The sequence below is a fragment of the Fundicoccus sp. Sow4_H7 genome (assembly GCF_052115865.1).
GTDB lineage: Bacteria > Bacillota > Bacilli > Lactobacillales > Aerococcaceae > Fundicoccus_A.
This window is the reverse complement of the sequence record NZ_JBQKME010000002.1, coordinates 245,756-265,742: the sequence shown is the minus strand read 5'-3', so window position 1 is coordinate 265,742 and position 19,987 is coordinate 245,756. Positions and strand designations below refer to the sequence as shown.

The following is a 19,987-nucleotide window of genomic DNA, read 5'->3' as shown; positions in this document are numbered from 1 at the left end:
AGGAGGACGCGTATGAAAACAATGGATTTAGAAACATTTAAAGGAGATTATAAAAAGCGATTTGAAGATATGTATGCTATCCAATACCATATGGGGAGCACTCTTGAGCAATTTCAAGTATTAGGACAAGTGTTGAGAGGTTATTATACAGACTATTGGATTGAGAATAATCAAGAAAAAATTGATAAGCAAGATAAACAAGTCTATTATTTTTCGATGGAATTTTTACCAGGTCGACAACTTAAAACCTATCTTTTGAATTTAAACATTTATAATACGGTTAAAGAAGGATTGACAGAACTTGGCTTAGATTTTGATAAAATCGTTGATGCCGAAGTGGATCCTGCCCTAGGAAATGGTGGTCTCGGTCGCCTTGCATCTTGTTTTATGGATTCGATGGCTTCAACCAATGTTTATGGTAATGGCTGTGGGATTCGTTATCAATATGGCTTGTTTAAACAAAAATTTATTGATGGTTATCAAATCGAATTACCCGAAAACTGGTTAAGAAATCCTAGCCCATGGGAAGTTCGAAAAGAGTCGAAAGCAGTTATGGTTCGTTTTGGTGGAAATGTATGGTTAGAAGAACAAGTAGATGGCCGTTTGAAGCCGAAATATGAAAATACATTTGATGTACTAGCTGTGCCTTACGACACACCTCATGTTGGCTATCGAAATGGTGTTGTAAATAATTTACGTCTTTTTTCAGCTGAAATTCCTCATGATGAAGAAAGTAAGTATATTACAAGTGAACAAAGACAAGAAATCAATTCCATTACAGAAGTATTGTATCCTGATGATTCAAACTATGAAGGTCGCCTATTGCGTTTGAAACAAGAATATTTCTTGAGTAGTGCGGGTATTCAAACCATTGTTCGATACTTCAAGAATTTGAACTTGCCTTGGACACGATTCCCAGAGAAAGTTGCCATCCACATTAACGATACCCATCCAACATTATGTGTTCCTGAGTTAATGCGTATCCTGTTAGATGATGAAGGGCTCACATGGGAACAAGCTTGGAATATTATTAAGAAGACTTTTTCTTATACTAATCATACGATTTTACAAGAAGCAATGGAACGTTGGCCAGTGTATATGCTTGAAACTCTAATTCCAAGAATTGCTCAAATTATTTATGAGATAAATGAAAGACACCTACGCAACAAAACAGAATTATATGGTCCAGAATTAGCTTACCGCACGTCGCCTATTCAAGATGATCAAGTTCATATGGCTAATTTAGCCATTATCGCATCGCATTCAGTGAATGGTGTTGCTAAGCTTCATACGGAAATATTAGAGCGTTATACTTTAAGTGATTTTAAAACACTTTACCCATTTAGATTTAATAATAAAACAAATGGTGTGACGCATCGTCGTTGGGTTCAATTAGCTAACGAACCATTGAGCGAACTGCTTGATCAAACAATTGGTGAAGAATGGCGCTTCCAACCAAAAGAAATGCGTATGTTGAGATCTCATATGGATGACGAAGAAGTTTTAACACAACTGCATAAAGTGAAGTTAACTAACAAAAAGCGTTTTGCCAAATATGTCTCTGAAGAAATGGGACTAGTCATAGACCCTGAAGCGATGTTTGATGTTCAAATTAAACGTCTCCATGCCTATAAGCGTCAGCTCTTACAGGTGATGCATATTATTGACCGTTATTTACAATTGCGGGATAATCCAGAAGCGAAATTAGCCAAGCGTGTATTTATTTTTGGAGCCAAAGCCGCACCTAGTTATTTTTATGCCAAGCAAATTATTAAATTAATCAATGCATTAGCTGATTTAGTTAATAATGATGCCCGAATTAAAGATAAAATCAAAATTGTTTTTGTTGAGAATTATTCTGTCTCCTTAGCTGAATTGATTATTCCTGCAGCGGATTTGTCTGAACAAATTTCTTTAGCAGGTAAAGAAGCCTCAGGTACTTCCAATATGAAGTTAATGGCTAATGGTGCCTTGACCATGGCAACATTGGATGGAGCAAACGTTGAAATTAGTCAATTGGTTGGTCCAGAAGAAATCTTCTTATTTGGGATGAAAGCTGATGAAGTCCAAAATTTACGCGATAGTCATCACTATAGTGCCAGAGATATTTATGAACGTGATCCACAAATTCAAAGAATTTTGAATAGTTTAATTGATGGGACGATTCCGAATATTGAATCTGAGGGGATTGATATTTTCAACTCACTGGTGAATGATAATGATGAATATTTCTTGTTGAAAGATTATCACAGCTTCTATCAAGCTCAAATGAAGGCTGATGCTAACTTTGCCGATAAGAAATCATGGGCAAGAAAATCACTCGTCAATATCGCCCAGTCAGGTAAATTCTCTGCTGACTATACGATTTTGCGTTATGCAAGTGATATTTGGAATGTTGCACCTGAAACAGAAGTGTTGCAATAGTTGATTCAAAAAATTGATTTTTCGTAAACAACTGACTAGCCATAGTTGCGTTGTTTACGATTTTTTCATTGATAGAAATTTTAAACTTTGTATCGATTATTAATTTTGAATTAAATATTACTATCAAATTCAACTTTTTTTATTTTTCTGTTAGTTCTTTCGCTATAATTAGGAGAAGTATTTGATATTTATTTTCAAAATAGTTAATCAAGAGTTCTTATTAATGGAATAAAACTTTGGGCTGAGGCTTAAGTTGGTTAGCTTTTATACAATAAATAAGAATCGAATTTTGGAAGGGAGCGTTTGGATTGAGATATGGAACCAAATCATGAACAACCCAAATCATCTTTTAAAAAATGGTGGCAAAAATTTAAACATTATTGGTATTACTACCGTGGAACGAAGTGGATCATATTTATTGGTATGACAATCGCTCTTTTAATGTCATCCTATCTTGTTATCATAGCGAAAACGACGAGTGTTTCGACTTTACAAGACGGGCTTATATCAACGACGACGGTTTATGATATAGATGATGATCCCGCAGGTTCACTAAGCGCCCAACAAGGGACGTATGTCACTTTAGATCAAATATCATCTAATATGCGAAATACGGTTGTCACGGTTGAAGATAAACGTTTTTACGAACACAATGGTTTTGATACCATCGGTATTGGTCGGGCTTTTATGAGGCTTTTAATCAATCGCGATACTTCTGGTGGGGGTGGTAGTACGCTGACCCAGCAGCTTGTAAAAAATGCGTTTTTAACTTTGGATCAAACTTTTCAACGTAAATTTAAAGAGTTATTTTTAGCACTTGAAGTAGAAAAACACTATACAAAAGATGAAATATTAGAGATGTATTTGAATCACTCTTATTTTGGAAATGGCGTCTGGGGAGTTGAAGACGCTTCTTGGAAATATTTTGGTCATTCTGCGAGTACATTGGACTATAACGAAAGTATGGTATTGACCGGTATTTTGAAAGGTCCATCATTATTTAATCCGATTGATGATTATGAAGCAGCAATTGATCGAAGAAATGTTATAGCAACCGTTATGGAAAATGAAGGGCAAATTACATCTGATGATGCGGCCTATATAAAAAGCCTAGAAATTCCAATGTATGATGGTTATGTGTCGACTGACAGCCATGAATATCCATTCTATTTTGATGCGGTAATTAATGAAGCTGTTAATTTAGCCAATATTCCTGAAGCGGACTTGCTTTCAAAAGGCTATCAAATTTATACGAATTTAAACGTTAACTATCAGTGGGCTATTGATAGTTCTTATGAAAATAATGCTTGGTTATTTAATGATGATGGTACAGGTGAACCATTGGTTCAAAGTGCATCCGTTGTGGTTGATCCGTCTACGGGAGGCGTTATGGCCGTTTATGGTGGTCGTGGTGATTATGTCTATCGTGGATTTAACCGTGCGACAGACATGTATCGTTCACCAGGTTCTACGATAAAGCCACTCGCGATTTATACAACAGCATTAGAAAAAGGCTACAATATACATAGTATGGTGCCTGATGTGGTACAAGGGTATGGTTCTGATAACTATGCTCCAGAAAATTATAATTTACAAACGGATCCAAACGGAGAAGTACCACTTTATTACGCTTTAGCCCAAAGTAAAAATACTTCAGCCGTATATTTAATGGATGAATTTGGTATTAATGAATCGGTGAAAAAACTAGGTCAATTCGGAATTCGTGTTGCCCAAGAAGACCAAAGTTTAACGCTTGCGCTTGGGGCTATGCAACAAGGGGTATCGCCACTACAATTAGCGAATGCTTATTCAAGTTTTGCTAATCGGGGGGTCCGAAATGAAAGTTATTTTATTCGTTATATTGAAGATGCACAAGGAAAAGTTGTTTATGATAATCGTCGACCAACGAAGCATATGGTCATGACACCAAATGTGGCAGCAGATATGACGAGTATGATGCTTGATACTTATGGTGGATATGGGACTGGTTATGGTGCAGGACCTGATTATGGCTTCTTAGCGGGGAAAACTGGAAGTACCGAAGTGTCTGAAGAAAATATGGATACTCGTGACCGATGGATGGTTGGATACACACCAGACTTTGTCATTGTAACATGGTCAGGTTTAGATAATGTTGATGATGGTTCTTTAGACGAATTAATGCCTACTGGGATGGGGCAACTGTTTAACATACAAACGACCAATTTGATGGCAAATTCACCACAGACGAGTCATAGCATTACCTATGCATCGCAAATGGAGGCTGATACCAATGAAGTTGTCAGTTCAAATTGGAATGAATCCTTAAATGACTTTTTAGACCAAGGAGCAATCTGGCTAGAACAAGCTTGGAATGGTATTCAAGAAATAGGATCTGACTTATGGCAGACAGCTTCGGATTTTATCGAACAAGTTAATTAAACCGAAAAAAAACTTTTATTTTTGCTGGTTTTATCCTATCAATTTATTTCTATCTTTGCTATCATATATAGAAGATAGGAGGAAGATCATGACCCAAAATAATATTTATGATACAGCGAATCAGCTAGAACGTGACTTGCGTGCGTTACCTGCTTTTGCAAAATTAAAAGAAGCCTTTCAATTAATTCGAGGGAATGAAGAATCCAATAACTTATTCGAAGAATTTAAAGAAATATCTCAATCATTCCAAATGAAACAAATGAATGGAGAGCAACCAACTGAAGAAGAAATTGAATCTCTTCAAGCTCTATCAGTAAAGGTTACTCAAGATGAAGGGATTAAGCTTTTAATGGAAAGCGAACAACAAATTAGTCAAGTTATGGAAGATATAAATCGTATAATTACGCAACCACTACAAGAAATTTACCAGAACCAAGATAATGCGTAATTGGATTTAATTAACTTATTGAGGCAGCTGGAAGTCATTCGATTATTTCGATATGCTTTCAGTTGTTTTTTATTCATAAATTGAAAAATAATCCTATCTTAGTAGTATAATTACTTTTAAATTTAATACTATTTTACTTTTCTATAAAAATAAGAAAGGAGTTTATCTATGGTAAAAATTTTACATGTAGCTGATTTACACTTAGATAGTCCATTTGTAGGATTAAATAAGAAAATCAATCATCTACAAAAACCTCTAATAGAGGCCCCTTACCAAGCGTTTAAACGTTGTGTTTCTATTGCAATCAATCAAAATGTAGATGCAGTAACCATTGTAGGTGATATTTATGATTCTAGTAAGCAAACGATTTATGCCCAACACTTTTTTTCTAAAGAACTAGAACGTCTTGATAAAGCGAATATTCCGGTCGTTTTAGTTAATGGTAATCATGATTTTATACAAAATGAGCAACCAATTACTTATTCTTATAACAACGTTCATCAACTAACGAGTGAAGATGTTGGACATATTGACCTTACGTTAAAAAATAAAGAAACAATTAGATTTTATGGGTTTTCTTATAATAGACGATGGATTCCTGAACGTAAAATTGAAGAATTTCCAATTAACCAAGGTCAAACCGATTATACAATTGGTTTATTGCATGGCGATTTATCCAGTTCTACTTCGAATCCAACAAATTATTCTCCTTTTACGATTCAAGAATTATTATCCAAAAACTATGATTATTGGGCTTTAGGCCACATTCATCTTGCGATGACCTTAAATCAAAATCCCCTTATTCAATATTCTGGAACCATTCAAGGGCGTAATCGATTAGAAACAGGCGATAAAGGTGCTTATATCATAGAACTACAGAAAAATCAGCCAGTTAAATCTACGTTTATTTCATTAGCCAAAATTGTGTATGAGAATGTTGAGATTGATTGTCAACTTAGTTGGCAAGCTAATGATTTAGTGGAAAAAATAAATGAGGCCATTAAAAACTATCAACTCGAAACAGTCCCTAATCAGCAATCATATTTATTAAATATTATTTTAGAAAATGCTCAGAGACTGCCAGTTGACCTTCAGGAACAAGTTGAAAAGGGTGAATTGGTTGAAGTGGTATCGGATTATGAAGGTGAGTCTTTTTTTGTAGTTGTTGTTTCAATTGAACTCAATCGTCAAATGTCTTTAGATGCTTTTCAATATGATCCTAAATTGAATGCAAGCTATCAAAAGGCTGTTGCAGGACTTGAAACGAATCAATTGTATGAAAATATTATGAGTGATGTTTTCAACCATAGTATTTTGCGTACACGTTTAAGTGATGTTGCCCTAGATGAATCTTTAAAGGAAGAAATAATAAAAGAAGCGCAAGAATTACTCGTCCAATCAATTGGATTTGATGTTGAGGAGGTTGACCATGAAGATTAAAACACTCGATATTTATGGATATGGTAAATGGGTCAACCAACGGTTTGAGATTAATGAGCATTTACAACTTTTTTATGGTAAAAATGAAGCAGGTAAGTCGACCTTACAGTCGTTTATTCGGAGTATTCTATTCGGCTTCCCAACGAGAAGAAAAAAAGTAAATCAAGTTAATCGCTATGAGCCACACCATTCAGATGTCTATGGCGGTAGGATTTGTTTGACGGATACTCAATTTGGAACGGTTTGGGTAGAGCGGACTAGTAAGGTATTTCGTATCTATAAAGAAGATGGAACTGAATTAGAAAATTCTGCCTTAGAACAAATCTTAGGTGGACTTGACGAAGTTTTGTTTGATAACTTTTATGCCTTTAATCTACAAAATCTTCAAGAATTAGCAAATATTGATGCAGAGCGCTTAAGTGACTATTTCTTAAGTATTGGAACGATAGGAAGCGATAAATTCCTTCAAATTGCTAAAAAATTCGAAAAAGAAACCAATGACATGTATCGTCCCCAAGCGACTAACCGATATTTAAATCAATTGTTGACTGAGTACGATAGTTTAGCAGCGAGACTTGAAGTTGTAACAAAAAATATGCATCGTTACACTAGTTTAGTGGATCAACAAAAAAGACAAGAAGATTTCGTAAATGAAATTAATCAAGAGATCACTCAACTTGAGAAGGAAATTCGAGAATTAGATAAATTAATTAGTCGCTATGATATTTTTATTAAAGATAAAACGGTTATGCGCGAATTAGATGAGTTGGTTTATACCCCGATTGAAAAAGATTCAATTTCGACATTAGATGATAGTTTAAGAATGAATCAGCAAAATCAAACATCCATCATCCAATTGAAAGAGAGAATCAATCACTTCAATGATGAAATAAATACCTTGACTCGCTATAACTGGGCAGTGAGTCATCAAGACGAACGCCGACAATGGAAAGCAGATGCGCAAAAGATAAAGGAAGTTCAATCCAAACTAGAGCAAACGATTGATCGGATTAAAGAACAAAATCATATGATGAATGAATTGGCTCAAAGAGGTCAGTTTTATCCTGAAAAAATAACGCAGTCTGTCGAATATGATGAGAAATTAGAAGATGGATTAAGTATCCAGGCGAATATTGATGACTTGAAGAGTCAACGCGAAAATATTTTTGGTGAACGAAGAGCGTTTTTGGATCACCGTAAAGACCAACAGAATTTTACGGCTGTTGTCCGTTCGCAAGCGGCAAAATTAGAGAATCAACGAATCAATGATGAAGCCAAACTAATGGAAGAAACCAGCCTTAAAAATTATTTTATTGGTTTAATCTTTATTGTTGTAGGTGTATTTGTTGGGATTTTAAGTTTCAATAATTCAAGTCGAATGAATTTAATTATAGGGGCTGTTGTAGCAATCGTTGGATTAATCATGACTTTTGCAGTTTTTATTAAGCATCGTAAAGAATTTAAAGCCTTTAAAGAAAGTCCCATCGTCAGTAAAATTTCTGAGCTAAGGGAGCAAGAGAATCAATACAAAGAACAAATCAATCAACTAGGCATTCAAATCAACCATCGTGATGACATAATTAATCAAATTGATGCTGAAATTGAAAATAATGTTCGTGATCAAAAACATTGGTTAGTTGAAATTGGCTTTTACCCAACAGCAGATCCTGAAATTATATTAAAAACAAACCCTGCCAAGCAGTACTTTGAAGCAAAGGATAAACGCACTTTACTAGAAGCAGAAAAAGAAACATTAGAACAACAAACTAATGCTTGGAAGGAATCTATTGCTGACCTCTTAAAAAGATTCCCTTCAAACGATGATTCGATACGACTTTTAATCCGCCATGTTGAGGATATTGAAGTATCCTTATCGCGAACACAAGAACGCGGAAATATCATTCGAGAGAAAATTCAATCGACTGAAAAATCTATCAGTGAACTTGAACAGACGATTAAGCAGACAAATGAAGTGATTCAAAATATTTTAAGAGATGCTGATAGTCATAATGAAGTTGAGTTTCATCAAAAAGTAGAGGTAAATGAACGTATTGTTGAACTTCAATCTAAACATAAAATGTATCAAGAACAAATGGTAGGTTATGAAGAAGCATTAGAACAAGTGTCTAACAAACAGGAGCTAACACTCTTGATGCAGAAGTTAGAAAATCAACTAGTAGTAACAAAAGAGCGGCTAACGCCACATCAAAATGAGCGAGCTAACTTATCGGTTGAAATTCAACAATTAGAACAAGATGGTACTTCGCAAGAACTCAGTCAAGAATTGGAAAACAAAAAAGAGGAAATTAAAACAGCTATTGCTGAATGGGGACGTAAGCGTGTCGCCATGGAGTTAATCCAATTAACATTACGTCAAGGTTTAGATAATCCAGTTCCTGAAATGAATGAATTAGCCAATGAATTATTTGCAACCCTAAATTATGGCCGTTACACCCAAATTAAATTAAATAAAACAGGAATCAAAGTTAAACAATTCAGTGATATTTTATTTGAACCACATGAATTATCACAAGGAACTTTGGAGCAGCTTTATGTTGCTCTACGTTTAGCTTTTGTATTGAGTGCAACGGGTATGGTTAAGATGCCGATTATTATCGATGATGCATTTGTTAATTTTGATGATTTCCGTAAGACAAGTATGTATCAAGTCCTTGAAAAAATGAGTGAAGAGATTCAAATTTTATTCTTTACATTCGACCAACAAGCTAAAGAATCCTTTAAGGATGAACAACGAATTGATTTGAGTGTAAGCAATAATTTAGTGGAGAAAGAAGTTGTACATGCTGGTGAGTAATGATTGTGGAAAACAAAAATGAATGAAAAACGTCAGGAGGAAGAAATGAAACATATTTATGATATTGAAAATGGCGAAGAGTTCAGTTTGTTCGTTTTAATTAAAACAGCCGATGTTAAAACAGCCCGCAATGGGAATCCTTTTATTGCTTTTACCTTTCAAGATCGTTCAGGTTCCATTGATGGGATGTATTGGTCCGCAACGGAAAAAGAAATTTCAACTTTTCAAACAGGAAGAGTGGTTTTTCTCCGCGGGGAACGTGATACCTATCAAGGACAGCCTCAAGTTAAAATAAAGGCTATTCGTCTAGCTGAAGCAGGCGAACCAGATGATCCGACACTGTATGTTGAAAGAATTGATATTAAGAAAGAAGTATTGCAAGAAGAATTGAATGAAGCTTTATTTGAAATTAGAGAGCCGAACATCGCACGTGTTGTTCGTAAAATTTTAAATCAAGTAGATAACGACTTCTATACTTTTCCAGCAGCAAAAAGAAACCATCATGCACTTGCTGGTGGCTTGAGCTATCATACGACAACCATGTTGAAAATTGCGCGTCATCTGTTGACTGTCTATACTGAATTGAATTCTAGCCTATTAATTGGTGGTATCATCTTACATGATTTAGGCAAGACAATTGAGTTAAGTGGCCCAATGTCGACGGAATATACATTTAAAGGCCAATTATTAGGTCATATTGTGATTATTAATGAAATGATTGATCGGGCATGTCTAGAAATAGGGATTAATACGGATCATGAAGCAATTGTCTTGTTAAAGCATGTGGTATTATCACATCATGGTAAGTTGGAATATGGAAGTCCTGTGACACCAAGGTTACTGGAAGCTGAGGTTATTCATATGATTGATAATTTAGATGCATCCGTTAATATGATTTTATCAGCCACTTCAAAAACAAAACCAGGTGAATTCAGTGAAGCCATTTATCCAATGGATCGCCGAAGCATGTATCGTCCAACCTTTAAATAAATATCTACATTAAAGACCCCATAAACATTGTTAACACAATGCTTATGGGGTCTTTGTTTGGAAATCATTAATTATTTTTCAGTTTCTTCAATTGGATTTAACCATGATGCTTGGTTGTCAGATACTGTTAATTCTGTATGGTAAACACGTAAAACGGAAATTCGGTTCAGTAAATAATTTCCACCAATTCCCACAGCAAAACCTGCTAACATTCCGCTGATAGATAAAACCGGTAGGTAATTTAAAACAGACCAAGATTGAGCCATAAGAGCGGCTGCACTTAGCTGGCCGACATTATGCATCACACCACCGAGAATGGAAATTCCGATAATACTAACACGTTTTGGACCTAACTGTTTGACCAGTAACATCATAAAGTAACTCAGCATTCCACCTGAAAAACTATAGATAAAGGTTGATAATGTTCCACCTAAAAGAGCAGTCAGGACAAATTTTAAAAGGACAACTTGAAGACTGTATCTAAAAGGCAAAGTAAAGATAGCAATGACAGATATTAAATTTGATAAACCGAGTTTAGCACCTGGGGCAAAAGCAAAAGGAGAGGGGATAAAGCGCTCAAGCAGGCTGATAATAACCGCTTGGGCAGCCAGCGTCGCTATATAAACCATCATACGATTATTATTTTTTCTTGACATATAAACCTCCAAAATTTGAAAAAAGATATGAAAAAAGCACCTTTTAGGTGCGTTTCTATAACATCAGCGAAGGGAATCGAACCCCCATTACAAGAACCGGAATCTTGTGTGATATCCATTACACTACGCTGACCTAACTTTCTCATAATACTAACAAAATCATGTTTTTGCAAGGCAAAAACATGATTTTAAAGTAAAAATTAATTTTAGTGACCTATAAATCCTTCTGTATGTGATAGTTGCATGAGTGGAGATGTACTGCCATCACTATGAATTTGATCTACTTGGATAATCCCATATTGAGGCGCAAAGTAGAATTGTTTTTTCATATTTTGACCATTACTTGTCGATTGCTCTTCAATTAAAAAGACATCTTCATAACTAATATTACCTATCGTGACGATAGAATACTTGTCAATAATGGTGCGGATAGCTTCATTATTATAACCAGATTGATAAGTATAACCGACACTTAAATTGGCAGGTAAAATAAGTGAATCAACGCCATCCGTTGCATCAGTTGAATATCTTAAATCTTCCACATCGTGATATTGATCAAAGAAGGCAAGTTCATAGAGACCCGTTTCACGTTTTTGATAGATGAAGGCTTTTGCCTGGTCTCCGGTGAACTCTGTTACTTGAAATACCCCGTTCGCATCGGGTGTATATTCCATGATAATATCTTTAATTGAAAAATTTGACCCATTGCCTAAATATTGATACTTCACAAATTGAGAGTAGGGTATAAATGAATCAAAATCTGTCCCTTCAGATTGTACATATTCAATCTCAGTATCTTCAGCATCACTTTGAGCAATAACCGTTACATTTGATAATGTGAAAACAGAAAAGGCAATAATCAATGAGATGATTGTTTTTTTATATAAATTAAATCGTATATTTAACATAAATGTACCTCCTTAATTATGCTAATATAATTCTCTTCCTTACTTGAATATTATAGCATATGAAATGCATAGATTAGTGATGAATAATCGAAATAAGATTGAAGAACAATCTTTTTTATGAAGTAATTATGAATATAGTATGAATTTTCTTGATAAATGAAATTTATTGATTTGTTTAGATTGAGGTAAGCATGCCATGGTATAAAGATAGTGATATTTATTTTAAAGGGTGTGGGGATTCTTTAGCTTATCGTTCGTTTATGTTAAAATATCATCATAAGTATTCTGATAATGATAGCTAAATAAGCAGATAGGAGTTAGTTTGATGAATGATTGTATTTTTTGCAAAATAATTAATGGTGAAATTCCTTCGTCAAAAGTTTATGAGGATGATAAAGTTTATGCCTTCTTAGATATTTCTCAGGTGACGAAAGGACATACTTTAGTCATTCCAAAAGAGCATGTTAAAGATATTTATGAATTAGATGAAACATTAGCGGCTGATTTCTTTGCCCGTGTGCCTAAATTAGCACGTGCATTAAAAGAGGCGTTTCCTGATATGAAAGGCTTGAATTTGGTTAATAACAATGAAGCTCTAGCATACCAATCAGTTTTTCATTCACATATTCACCTAATTCCTCGTTACCAAGAAGATGAAGGTTTTGCGCTTAAATTTGAAAATAATCAAAATAAATATCAGCAAGAAGAACTTAGTGAAATTGCTAATAGCATTAACCAATCTATAAAATAAGGAGTGGGAATGATGGCAGGATTTGGAAGTGGGTTATTTTGGGGAGCAGTATTTGGAGGTATAGCTGGATTAATGAATGCTCCAGCTAGTGGTCGTGAAACAAGACAAAATCTTAAAGACTTTGTGGATCAAACGACTGAAGACGTTAATGATGTTCGTTTTAAAGTTGATAATTTAAGAATGGCTATTGAACGTTTGACAAAAGAAGGTCTTTCAAGTGCTCAAACAGCATCGGAAGATATTCAGTTATCTTTGAAACATTTTCAAGAAGAAACGCAGCCTAGAATGCGTAGAATTAAAGATCGTGCAGAAAGATTGCAACAAAGTATTGAAGTTAATATAGAAAATTTTAATGAAATTTCTTAAAGTTTCTTGTATTCGCTTTAGTTTGACTAATATTTAATGGTATAGTGTACTTTGTTAGTTAAAAAAATTAATAAATAGGAGTCGATTTTCTAAATGAAAAAAAGTTTTAAGAAAATAATTGTAGCAACAACATCATTTGTTGCCTTAGGTGGAGTATTTCAAACAGCAGTACTAGCACAAGAAGATGGTGTTATTGCAACTGTTGGTGATAAAGAAATAACGCAAGAGGAATTTTATCAAGAGTTAAAAGCCGTTGCAGGAGACGTAACTTTACGTACACTTATTTTAGAAATGGTCCTTGAAAATAGTGTTCCTGATGCAACTGCTTTAAGAACCGCAGCAGAAGAAGAAGTACAAGGACAAATTGATGAAGCTGGTGGACAAGAAGTTTTTGATCAATTATTAGCTTACCAACAATTAGGTTCGACTGAAGAATTTACTGAACAAATTTACTTACGTAATTTATTTCAATCAGTAATTGAACAAAATACAGATATGTCAGATGAAGCTATTCAAAGCTATTATGACAATGAATATTCTCCAATTATGGAAGCACAACATATTTTAGTTGAAACTGAAGAAGAAGCATATGATGTTATTGAACGAATTAATAATGGCGAAGAATTTGATGCCGTAGCTCAAGAAGTTTCACTTGATAGTTCTGCTTCAAACGGAGGTCTTTTAGGATCATTCACAACTGGTCAAATGGTTCCTGAATTTGAAGAAGCGGTTGTTTCGCAAGAAAATGGTGAAATGACACAAGAACCTGTTGAATCAAACTTTGGTTTTCACGTAATCCGTACAATCAATAACGGTTCAAAAGCACCTTTAGAAGAAGTGCGTGAAGAAGTAGAGTTACAATATATTAATAGTCGTTTAGAAGATTCAGCTTATGCATTCGGAATTATTGGACGTTTAGTTCAAGAAGCGAATGTACAAATTAATGATGAAGATTTAACACATGCAATTGATGACTTAATTGCGTTGGCAGCTCCTGCTGAAGGTGAAGCAGAAACTGAAGAATCAACAGACGCGGAAGAATCTGCTGCCACAGAAGAATCAGCAACAGAAGAGACTGTAGAAGAAGAGTCAACAGAAGATGCAGAGTAAGCTTTAAGAGAGTTAAAAGGTTTCAGTTATCTAAATAAACAGAAATCACTATTTCATTTATGAAGTAGTGGCTTCTGTTTATTTTATTGCCTTTTTTTCCTTAAATGGCATTGGTTGAATTCTAAAATAGCTTTTATCTAAATAAAGACAGGCTCAACAAGTCTTTAATGTTACTTAGAAATGCAACTGATTGATATAAAATGTATTCAGGATATTTATAGTTTAAATTTATAGATAATAACAAAACAAGCAACTTAGCTCATTAGTATGCCAAGAAACAGCACTATCAAAAGTTTATTTTGTCCCAAAATATTTAATATAATAAAATTATTTTAATTATATAATTGTGTTAACTAGACAAAAAAAAAGATTTAGTTTAATATGAAATTATGTTTTTGAAAGACAGACTGTTTAAGGAGTGTATTTCATAATGGAAATGAAAAAATTATTAACTAGAGGTTCAATTTTACTGGCTTCAATGATGGTTTTAGCAGCTTGTGGTGACTCACAAGAATCTGTTGAATCAGTAGAGGAAGCAACAAGTACTGTAGTGGAATCTGTTGAAGAAGAAGTTAGTGTAGAAGTAGAATCTGTTGAAGTAGTAGAAGAGTCTGAGGAAGAATCTGAAGAGTCTGAGGAAGAGTCCGAAGAATCTGAAGAAGAGTCCGAAGAATCTGAAGAAGAGTCCGAAGAATCTGAAGAAGAGTCCGAAGAATCTGAAGAAGAGTCCGAAGAATCTGAAGAAGAGTCTGAAGAATCAGCGGAGAAATCAGAAGAATCAACCGACGAGTCAGAGGAATCAGCAGAAGAATCAGAAGAATCAACCGACGAGTCTGATGAATCAGCAGAAGAATCAGAAGAATCAACCGACGAGTCAGAGGAATCAGCAGAAGAATCTGAAGAGTCAACCGACGAGTCAGACGAATCAGAAGAGTCAACTGAATCAGCATCTGAAGTAGTTGTTAATCCTGAAGATTTAGAGTTACAAGATGGTGAATATTCACTTGAAACGGATGCGGATGATCATGGTTGGGCTCACCGTTATACAATCGTAGTTAAAGACGGCGAAATTGCTGAAGCTAATTATGATATGGTAGACGATGAAGGAAACTTGAAGTCAGAAGATGAGGAATATAACAAATTATTAGAAGAGCATACTGGCAACAAATTTGGTGAAGTTGTAGAAGAATTAGTTGCAAGTTTATTAGAATCACAAAATCCTAATGAAGTTGATGTTGTTTCAGGTGCTACAGAAACAAGTGAAGCATTCAAAAAATATACTTTATTATTAATGCAAGCTGCAGCTGAAGGTAACGAAGAAACAATTGAAGTGTCATTAAAAGATGAAGAAGAATCTGAAGAATCTACTGATGAGTCATCATCAAAAGATGAATCAGAATCAGAATCAGATGACGAGTCAGAATAATTTATAATTGATTTAAAGAATAAAAGTCTGAAACAAATGGTTTCGGATAAATATAAAACAGAAATTACTAATTCATTTACGAGTTAGTGGTTTCTGTTTTTTTATTGACTTAATTTTGGTGTGTATTTAAATTGTTGATCAGTAAGGTTAAACCGATAAAGGTATTTATTGTCAGTCAATACTTCCATAGACATACATTAACTGTTATTTAATACATACACGATAAAGTCCACAAAATTGTGTAAAAACCATGAAAGGACCTGGCTAAAGTTTTAAACTCATCGCAGTAATGAAGACATTTTTTGTATTCGTTGAGGAAACGATTAGCTACTTCATACCTACGATAACTCAATCAATTTACACAATTTCTAGAACTAACTCAAAGTTTCTCTTGTAGCAAACTAGATTTCATTCCTTTTTATAAAAATATTACAAAAAATCAATTTTTAGGGTATATATTTCAAAACGAATACAGTTCATTTAAAAAGCGATTGAAGCTGTTGAATAATATAAAGGCTGTGATAAACTTACATTTGTGAAAAATAATATGCAAAAGGTGAATATAATATGAATTTTAAGAAGAAACTATGGATTAGCACCTCATTGCTAGCAATAATGAGTTCAAGCATCGGTGTTAGTGCTTTTGAAGCAAACGATGTATGGCAAGCTCGTATAGTTGAAGAAGTTTTAGCAGACATGGTCGTTAATGAAGATGATGAATTGATTTATACGATTCAATATGGAGATACATTAAGTGTTATTTCTGAAGCTTTAGAAGTTGATTTAAATGTGTTAGCAGAGATTAATAACATTGTAAATATTGATTTAATCTTCCCAGATACTTTATTAACAGCAACCTATCAAACGACAGCAGAAGAAAACGAATTTGTTGCCAACTTAACGATTGTAACACCAGATGGCGAAGGTTTTGATATTGATTTACCTGAAACATTTTCAGAAGATGTGGCAATTGAAGAACAAATTATTGTGGAAAATCATGAAGATGTAGAAACAGACGAAATCGTAGTGGAAACAGAGGCTAATAACTCAGTTGGTATTGTTACAGAAGTACCAGAATGGTCTGAAACACCTGTTATTTCTGAAGTGGTAGAATCTGACGATGTAATCCAAGAAGAAATCATCGAAGAAGAAATCATCGAAGAAGAAATCATCGAAGAAAATATCACTGAAGAAGTAATTCCTGTGTCAGAAGAAATTATCCCAGTTGATGTGATCGATGAAGTAGAAGATTGGCTTGAAGAAGAAATTATTGTAGAAGTTCCAGTTGAAGATATTATCGAAGAAAGTATCGACGAAGAAACAATCGAGGAAATTATTTCTGAAGAGGTTATTGAAGAAGAAATCGTTGATGAGGAACTTCCGGTTCTAGAAGAAGAACTTCCGATTATTGACGAAGAACTTCCTGTAGAAGAAGAACTACCAATTATCGAAGAAGAAGTTATTGTGGAAGAACCAGTTGAAGAAGAACCTGTTGTGGAAGAAATCATTCCAGAAGAGCCAGCGGTTGAGCCATCAACTCCACCATATGATCCGACAACTAACCCATCAAACTCTGGTTTAAGCTACAATGCCGCTGCTTTTAAAGATGAAGTAGCAAGCGTCTTTGGCGTTACATCATTCAGTACATATCGTCCTGGTGATGGTGGTGACCACGGTCAGGGATTAGCCGTTGACTTCATGGTACCTGTTGGTTCTGATCTAGGTGATGCGATTGCTCAATACGCGATCAGTAACATGGGAGCTCACAATATTTCATATGTTATCTGGGAACAACAAATTTATGGTTCTTGGAATCAATCATGGTCTTTGATGGAAGACCGTGGAAGTGTCACAGCAAATCATTATGACCACGTTCACGTTTCTTTTAACCCATAAAATAAATACTATTATAACGCGAGTGGATAATTCCATTCGCGTTTTTTTATGGAAATAAACTTAGGTTTGTATGTCTTTTTACTTCATAGTTTATTGACTTTAATATAAAATAAGCATGCGAGTATTTATTTAAGATAAAAGAAATAGGAGGATTTACATGGTAAGTTTTCTTAAAAAAATCCCGGCTGGAACATTTCTCGTTCCAATGCTATTAAGTGCACTATTATATACAATATCACCCAATTTATTTAGATTGGGTGGGGTAACCGAAGCCTTCCTAGGTGGAACCAGTACGAATTTTATCATTGGTATGTTAACTTTTTGTTCAGGACTCATGATTGATTTAAACCAATTAACATCTTTATTTAAACGACACGGCATGATTGTGTTGGTTAAATTAATCATCGCTTTTGCAGTGAGCTTACTTTATATCAATATTTTTGGACAAACAGGAATCTTTGGTATTAGTGCGATTGCATTTACCGTTGCGATGTTTAGTATGAACCCAGCAGTGTATATTGCATTGGTTTGGGAATATGGTAATAAAGAAGATCAAGCTGCTTTTGCCTTAACAGCCTTATTTAGTATTCCGGTATTTCCAATGATTGTTTATGCCTTTTCAGGTAGAGGCTCCATTGACTGGATGCCAATTGTTTCAACTTTTATCCCTTTGATTATTGGGATTGTTCTGGGAAATATTGATCAAGAGTTCAATACAATTTTTGGAACAGGCGTTAGTGTGCTAACCCCTATCTTAGGCTGGAATCTTGGTCAAGGAATGAATCTAATTGAAGCACTGCAGTCAGGTGGATCAGGTATTATATTATGTATCCTATTCTACCTATTGATGTCGCCATTGTTCATCGTTGACAAAAATGTCCTAAAAAATAATGGTGTAGTGGGAATGTCGATGACGACAGCTGCTGGAGCATCAACTGCCTTTCCGGCCATCATTGCTGCATCTTCACCCGCTCTAATGACTTTTGTGCCATCAGCGGTTGCCCAAATTTTAACGATAGCCATCTTAACGGTCATTGTTACACCTATTTTAACGAGAATGGTTTACAATAGAAAATAGTTTTAATATAGCGGTTGTCTTCATTACTTTCGTAAAGACAATTCGCTATTTTAATATATAACTGTAAAGATACCATCATATAATAAAATATGTTAAAATATTAACAATATTTACAATTTATTATATGGGAGTAATTTATTATGGTTTCTAAATTTAATAAGTATTTATTAGCCGCTATGTTATTAATTAGTTCGCCTGTCAATATTATTTATGGGCAAGAGAGTTCATCTGATTCTGATATTGAGGTTACATCAACAGCTACTCCGATTGAAGATGTTGAGCCTCTACCTATAAGTGAAGAACCATTGACACGAACTGAATCATTACTTCATACGGCTGTTCAAATTCAGATTTATCATGAAAATACGGAAGATGCCATGCAAGAAGCGTTTGATTATATGACTGAGATGGAGAAGATATTTTCTACTAACTTAAAAGGTTCAGATGTTTATCGTATTAATCAAGCAGCAGGCAAAGAATTCGTCAAGGTAGATCCTGAAACATACACTGTTATCGAAAGAGCTATCCAAATTGGAGACCAATCAGATGGAAAATTTGACATTACGATTGGTGCGATTACAAATTTATGGCAAATTGGGTCTGGGGATGCTCGCATCCCTTCAGATGAAGAAATCCAAGTTGCCATAAAAAAGATTGACTATACAAAAATAGCTTTGAATCCGCAAGATGTTTCCGTTATGTTAGAAGAAGAAGGCATGGTAATGGAATTAGGTGGTATTTCTAAAGGTTACATCGGTGGTCGTATTGTGGATATTTTTAAGAAATATGGTATCACAACTGCCATCATCAATTTAGGTGGGAATGTTGTTGTAATGGGTAGCTCTCCTACTAACGAAAACGGCTGGAATGTTGGTGTGCAAGATCCTGATCAAAGTCGTGGCTCTGTCGTTGGGGCTCAAAGAGTGATTGATAGAGCCGTTGTGACTTCTGGTATTTATGAACGTTATCTTGAAAAGGATGGCGAAATTTATCACCATATTATGGATCCCGAAACAGGTTATCCATTAGAAAATGAAGTTAGTGGTGTGACTGTTTTTGCCCAAACATCCTTTGATGGTGACTCCTATTCAACAGCTTTATTCTTATTCGGTATTGAAGATGGTCTTGCGTTTGTTAACCAAACTGAAGGAATTGAAGCGGTATTTATTGATAAAGATAAGGGTGTACACTTGAGTGAAGGCCTAAAGGACACATTTGAATTAACTAATGACGCTTATCATATTGTTAAATAAAAAAA

15 protein-coding genes and 1 tRNA gene are annotated in these 19,987 nt (G+C 34.6%); 13 read left to right on the top strand and 3 right to left on the bottom strand.

Annotation, left to right across the window (positions count from 1 at the left end; genetic code table 11):
- Positions 1 to 12: 12 nt before the first annotated feature.
- From ACTQ54_RS03970 to ACTQ54_RS03945, 6 genes are all read left to right on the top strand, one after another.
- Complete coding sequence (locus ACTQ54_RS03970) at positions 13 to 2,424, top strand: glycogen/starch/alpha-glucan phosphorylase (protein ID WP_441754852.1); 2,412 nt, start codon at positions 13 to 15, stop codon at positions 2,422 to 2,424.
- Between the two features lie 315 nt (positions 2,425 to 2,739).
- Positions 2,740 to 4,845, top strand: a complete 2,106-nt coding sequence (locus tag ACTQ54_RS03965; protein WP_441754851.1) for a transglycosylase domain-containing protein — start codon at positions 2,740 to 2,742, stop codon at positions 4,843 to 4,845.
- Positions 4,846 to 4,933: 88 nt separating this feature from the next.
- Entirely contained in the window at positions 4,934 to 5,293 is a 360-nt protein-coding gene (locus tag ACTQ54_RS03960) for a YlbF family regulator (protein ID WP_441754850.1), read from the top strand.
- A 168-nt stretch (positions 5,294 to 5,461) separates the two neighbouring features.
- A complete protein-coding gene (locus ACTQ54_RS03955; RefSeq protein WP_441754849.1) occupies positions 5,462 to 6,733 on the top strand; it encodes a metallophosphoesterase family protein in 1,272 nt (423 codons plus the stop codon).
- Positions 6,723 to 9,548, top strand: coding sequence for an AAA family ATPase (locus ACTQ54_RS03950; protein ID WP_441754848.1), 2,826 nt, complete (start codon positions 6,723 to 6,725; stop codon positions 9,546 to 9,548). Before ACTQ54_RS03955 ends, ACTQ54_RS03950 begins: the two co-directional genes overlap by 11 nt.
- Before the next feature lie 45 nt (positions 9,549 to 9,593).
- The gene (locus ACTQ54_RS03945; protein WP_441754847.1) at positions 9,594 to 10,538 is read left to right on the top strand and encodes a 3'-5' exoribonuclease YhaM family protein; all 945 of its coding nucleotides are present in this window, start codon (positions 9,594 to 9,596) and stop codon (positions 10,536 to 10,538) included.
- Between the two features lie 71 nt (positions 10,539 to 10,609).
- Here the strand turns inward: ACTQ54_RS03945 and ACTQ54_RS03940 are convergent, their stop codons facing one another.
- The 3 genes from ACTQ54_RS03940 to ACTQ54_RS03930 form a co-directional block, all read right to left on the bottom strand.
- Positions 10,610 to 11,194 (bottom strand): Gx transporter family protein, encoded by a 585-nt coding sequence (locus ACTQ54_RS03940; RefSeq protein WP_441754846.1) that lies wholly within the window; start codon positions 11,192 to 11,194, stop codon positions 10,610 to 10,612.
- 61 nt (positions 11,195 to 11,255) lie between these two features.
- Positions 11,256 to 11,327 (bottom strand) — tRNA-Arg (locus ACTQ54_RS03935).
- 73 nt (positions 11,328 to 11,400) lie between these two features.
- A complete protein-coding gene (locus tag ACTQ54_RS03930) occupies positions 11,401 to 12,102 on the bottom strand; it encodes a hypothetical protein (protein ID WP_441754845.1) in 702 nt (233 codons plus the stop codon).
- 325 nt (positions 12,103 to 12,427) lie between these two features.
- Here ACTQ54_RS03930 and ACTQ54_RS03925 point away from each other — a divergent pair, with 325 nt between their 5' ends.
- The 7 genes from ACTQ54_RS03925 to ACTQ54_RS03895 all read left to right on the top strand — a co-directional run bounded on the left by ACTQ54_RS03925 (position 12,428) and on the right by ACTQ54_RS03895 (position 19,982).
- The gene (locus ACTQ54_RS03925) at positions 12,428 to 12,853 is read left to right on the top strand and encodes an HIT family protein (protein ID WP_441754844.1); all 426 of its coding nucleotides are present in this window, start codon (positions 12,428 to 12,430) and stop codon (positions 12,851 to 12,853) included.
- A gap of 12 nt (positions 12,854 to 12,865) precedes the next feature.
- Positions 12,866 to 13,219, top strand: a complete 354-nt coding sequence (locus tag ACTQ54_RS03920; RefSeq protein ID WP_441754843.1) for a YtxH domain-containing protein — start codon at positions 12,866 to 12,868, stop codon at positions 13,217 to 13,219.
- Between the two features lie 93 nt (positions 13,220 to 13,312).
- Entirely contained in the window at positions 13,313 to 14,329 is a 1,017-nt protein-coding gene (locus tag ACTQ54_RS03915; RefSeq protein WP_441754842.1) for a peptidylprolyl isomerase, read from the top strand.
- Positions 14,330 to 14,759: 430 nt separating this feature from the next.
- Positions 14,760 to 15,755 (top strand): FMN-binding protein, encoded by a 996-nt coding sequence (locus ACTQ54_RS03910; protein WP_441754841.1) that lies wholly within the window; start codon positions 14,760 to 14,762, stop codon positions 15,753 to 15,755.
- 567 nt (positions 15,756 to 16,322) lie between these two features.
- Entirely contained in the window at positions 16,323 to 17,651 is a 1,329-nt protein-coding gene (locus ACTQ54_RS03905) for a LysM peptidoglycan-binding domain-containing protein (RefSeq protein ID WP_441754840.1), read from the top strand.
- A 157-nt stretch (positions 17,652 to 17,808) separates the two neighbouring features.
- Positions 17,809 to 18,729 (top strand): 2-keto-3-deoxygluconate permease, encoded by a 921-nt coding sequence (locus ACTQ54_RS03900; protein ID WP_441754839.1) that lies wholly within the window; start codon positions 17,809 to 17,811, stop codon positions 18,727 to 18,729.
- Positions 18,730 to 18,869: 140 nt separating this feature from the next.
- A complete protein-coding gene (locus ACTQ54_RS03895) occupies positions 18,870 to 19,982 on the top strand; it encodes an FAD:protein FMN transferase (protein ID WP_441754838.1) in 1,113 nt (370 codons plus the stop codon).
- The last annotated feature ends 5 nt before the right edge of the window (positions 19,983 to 19,987 follow it).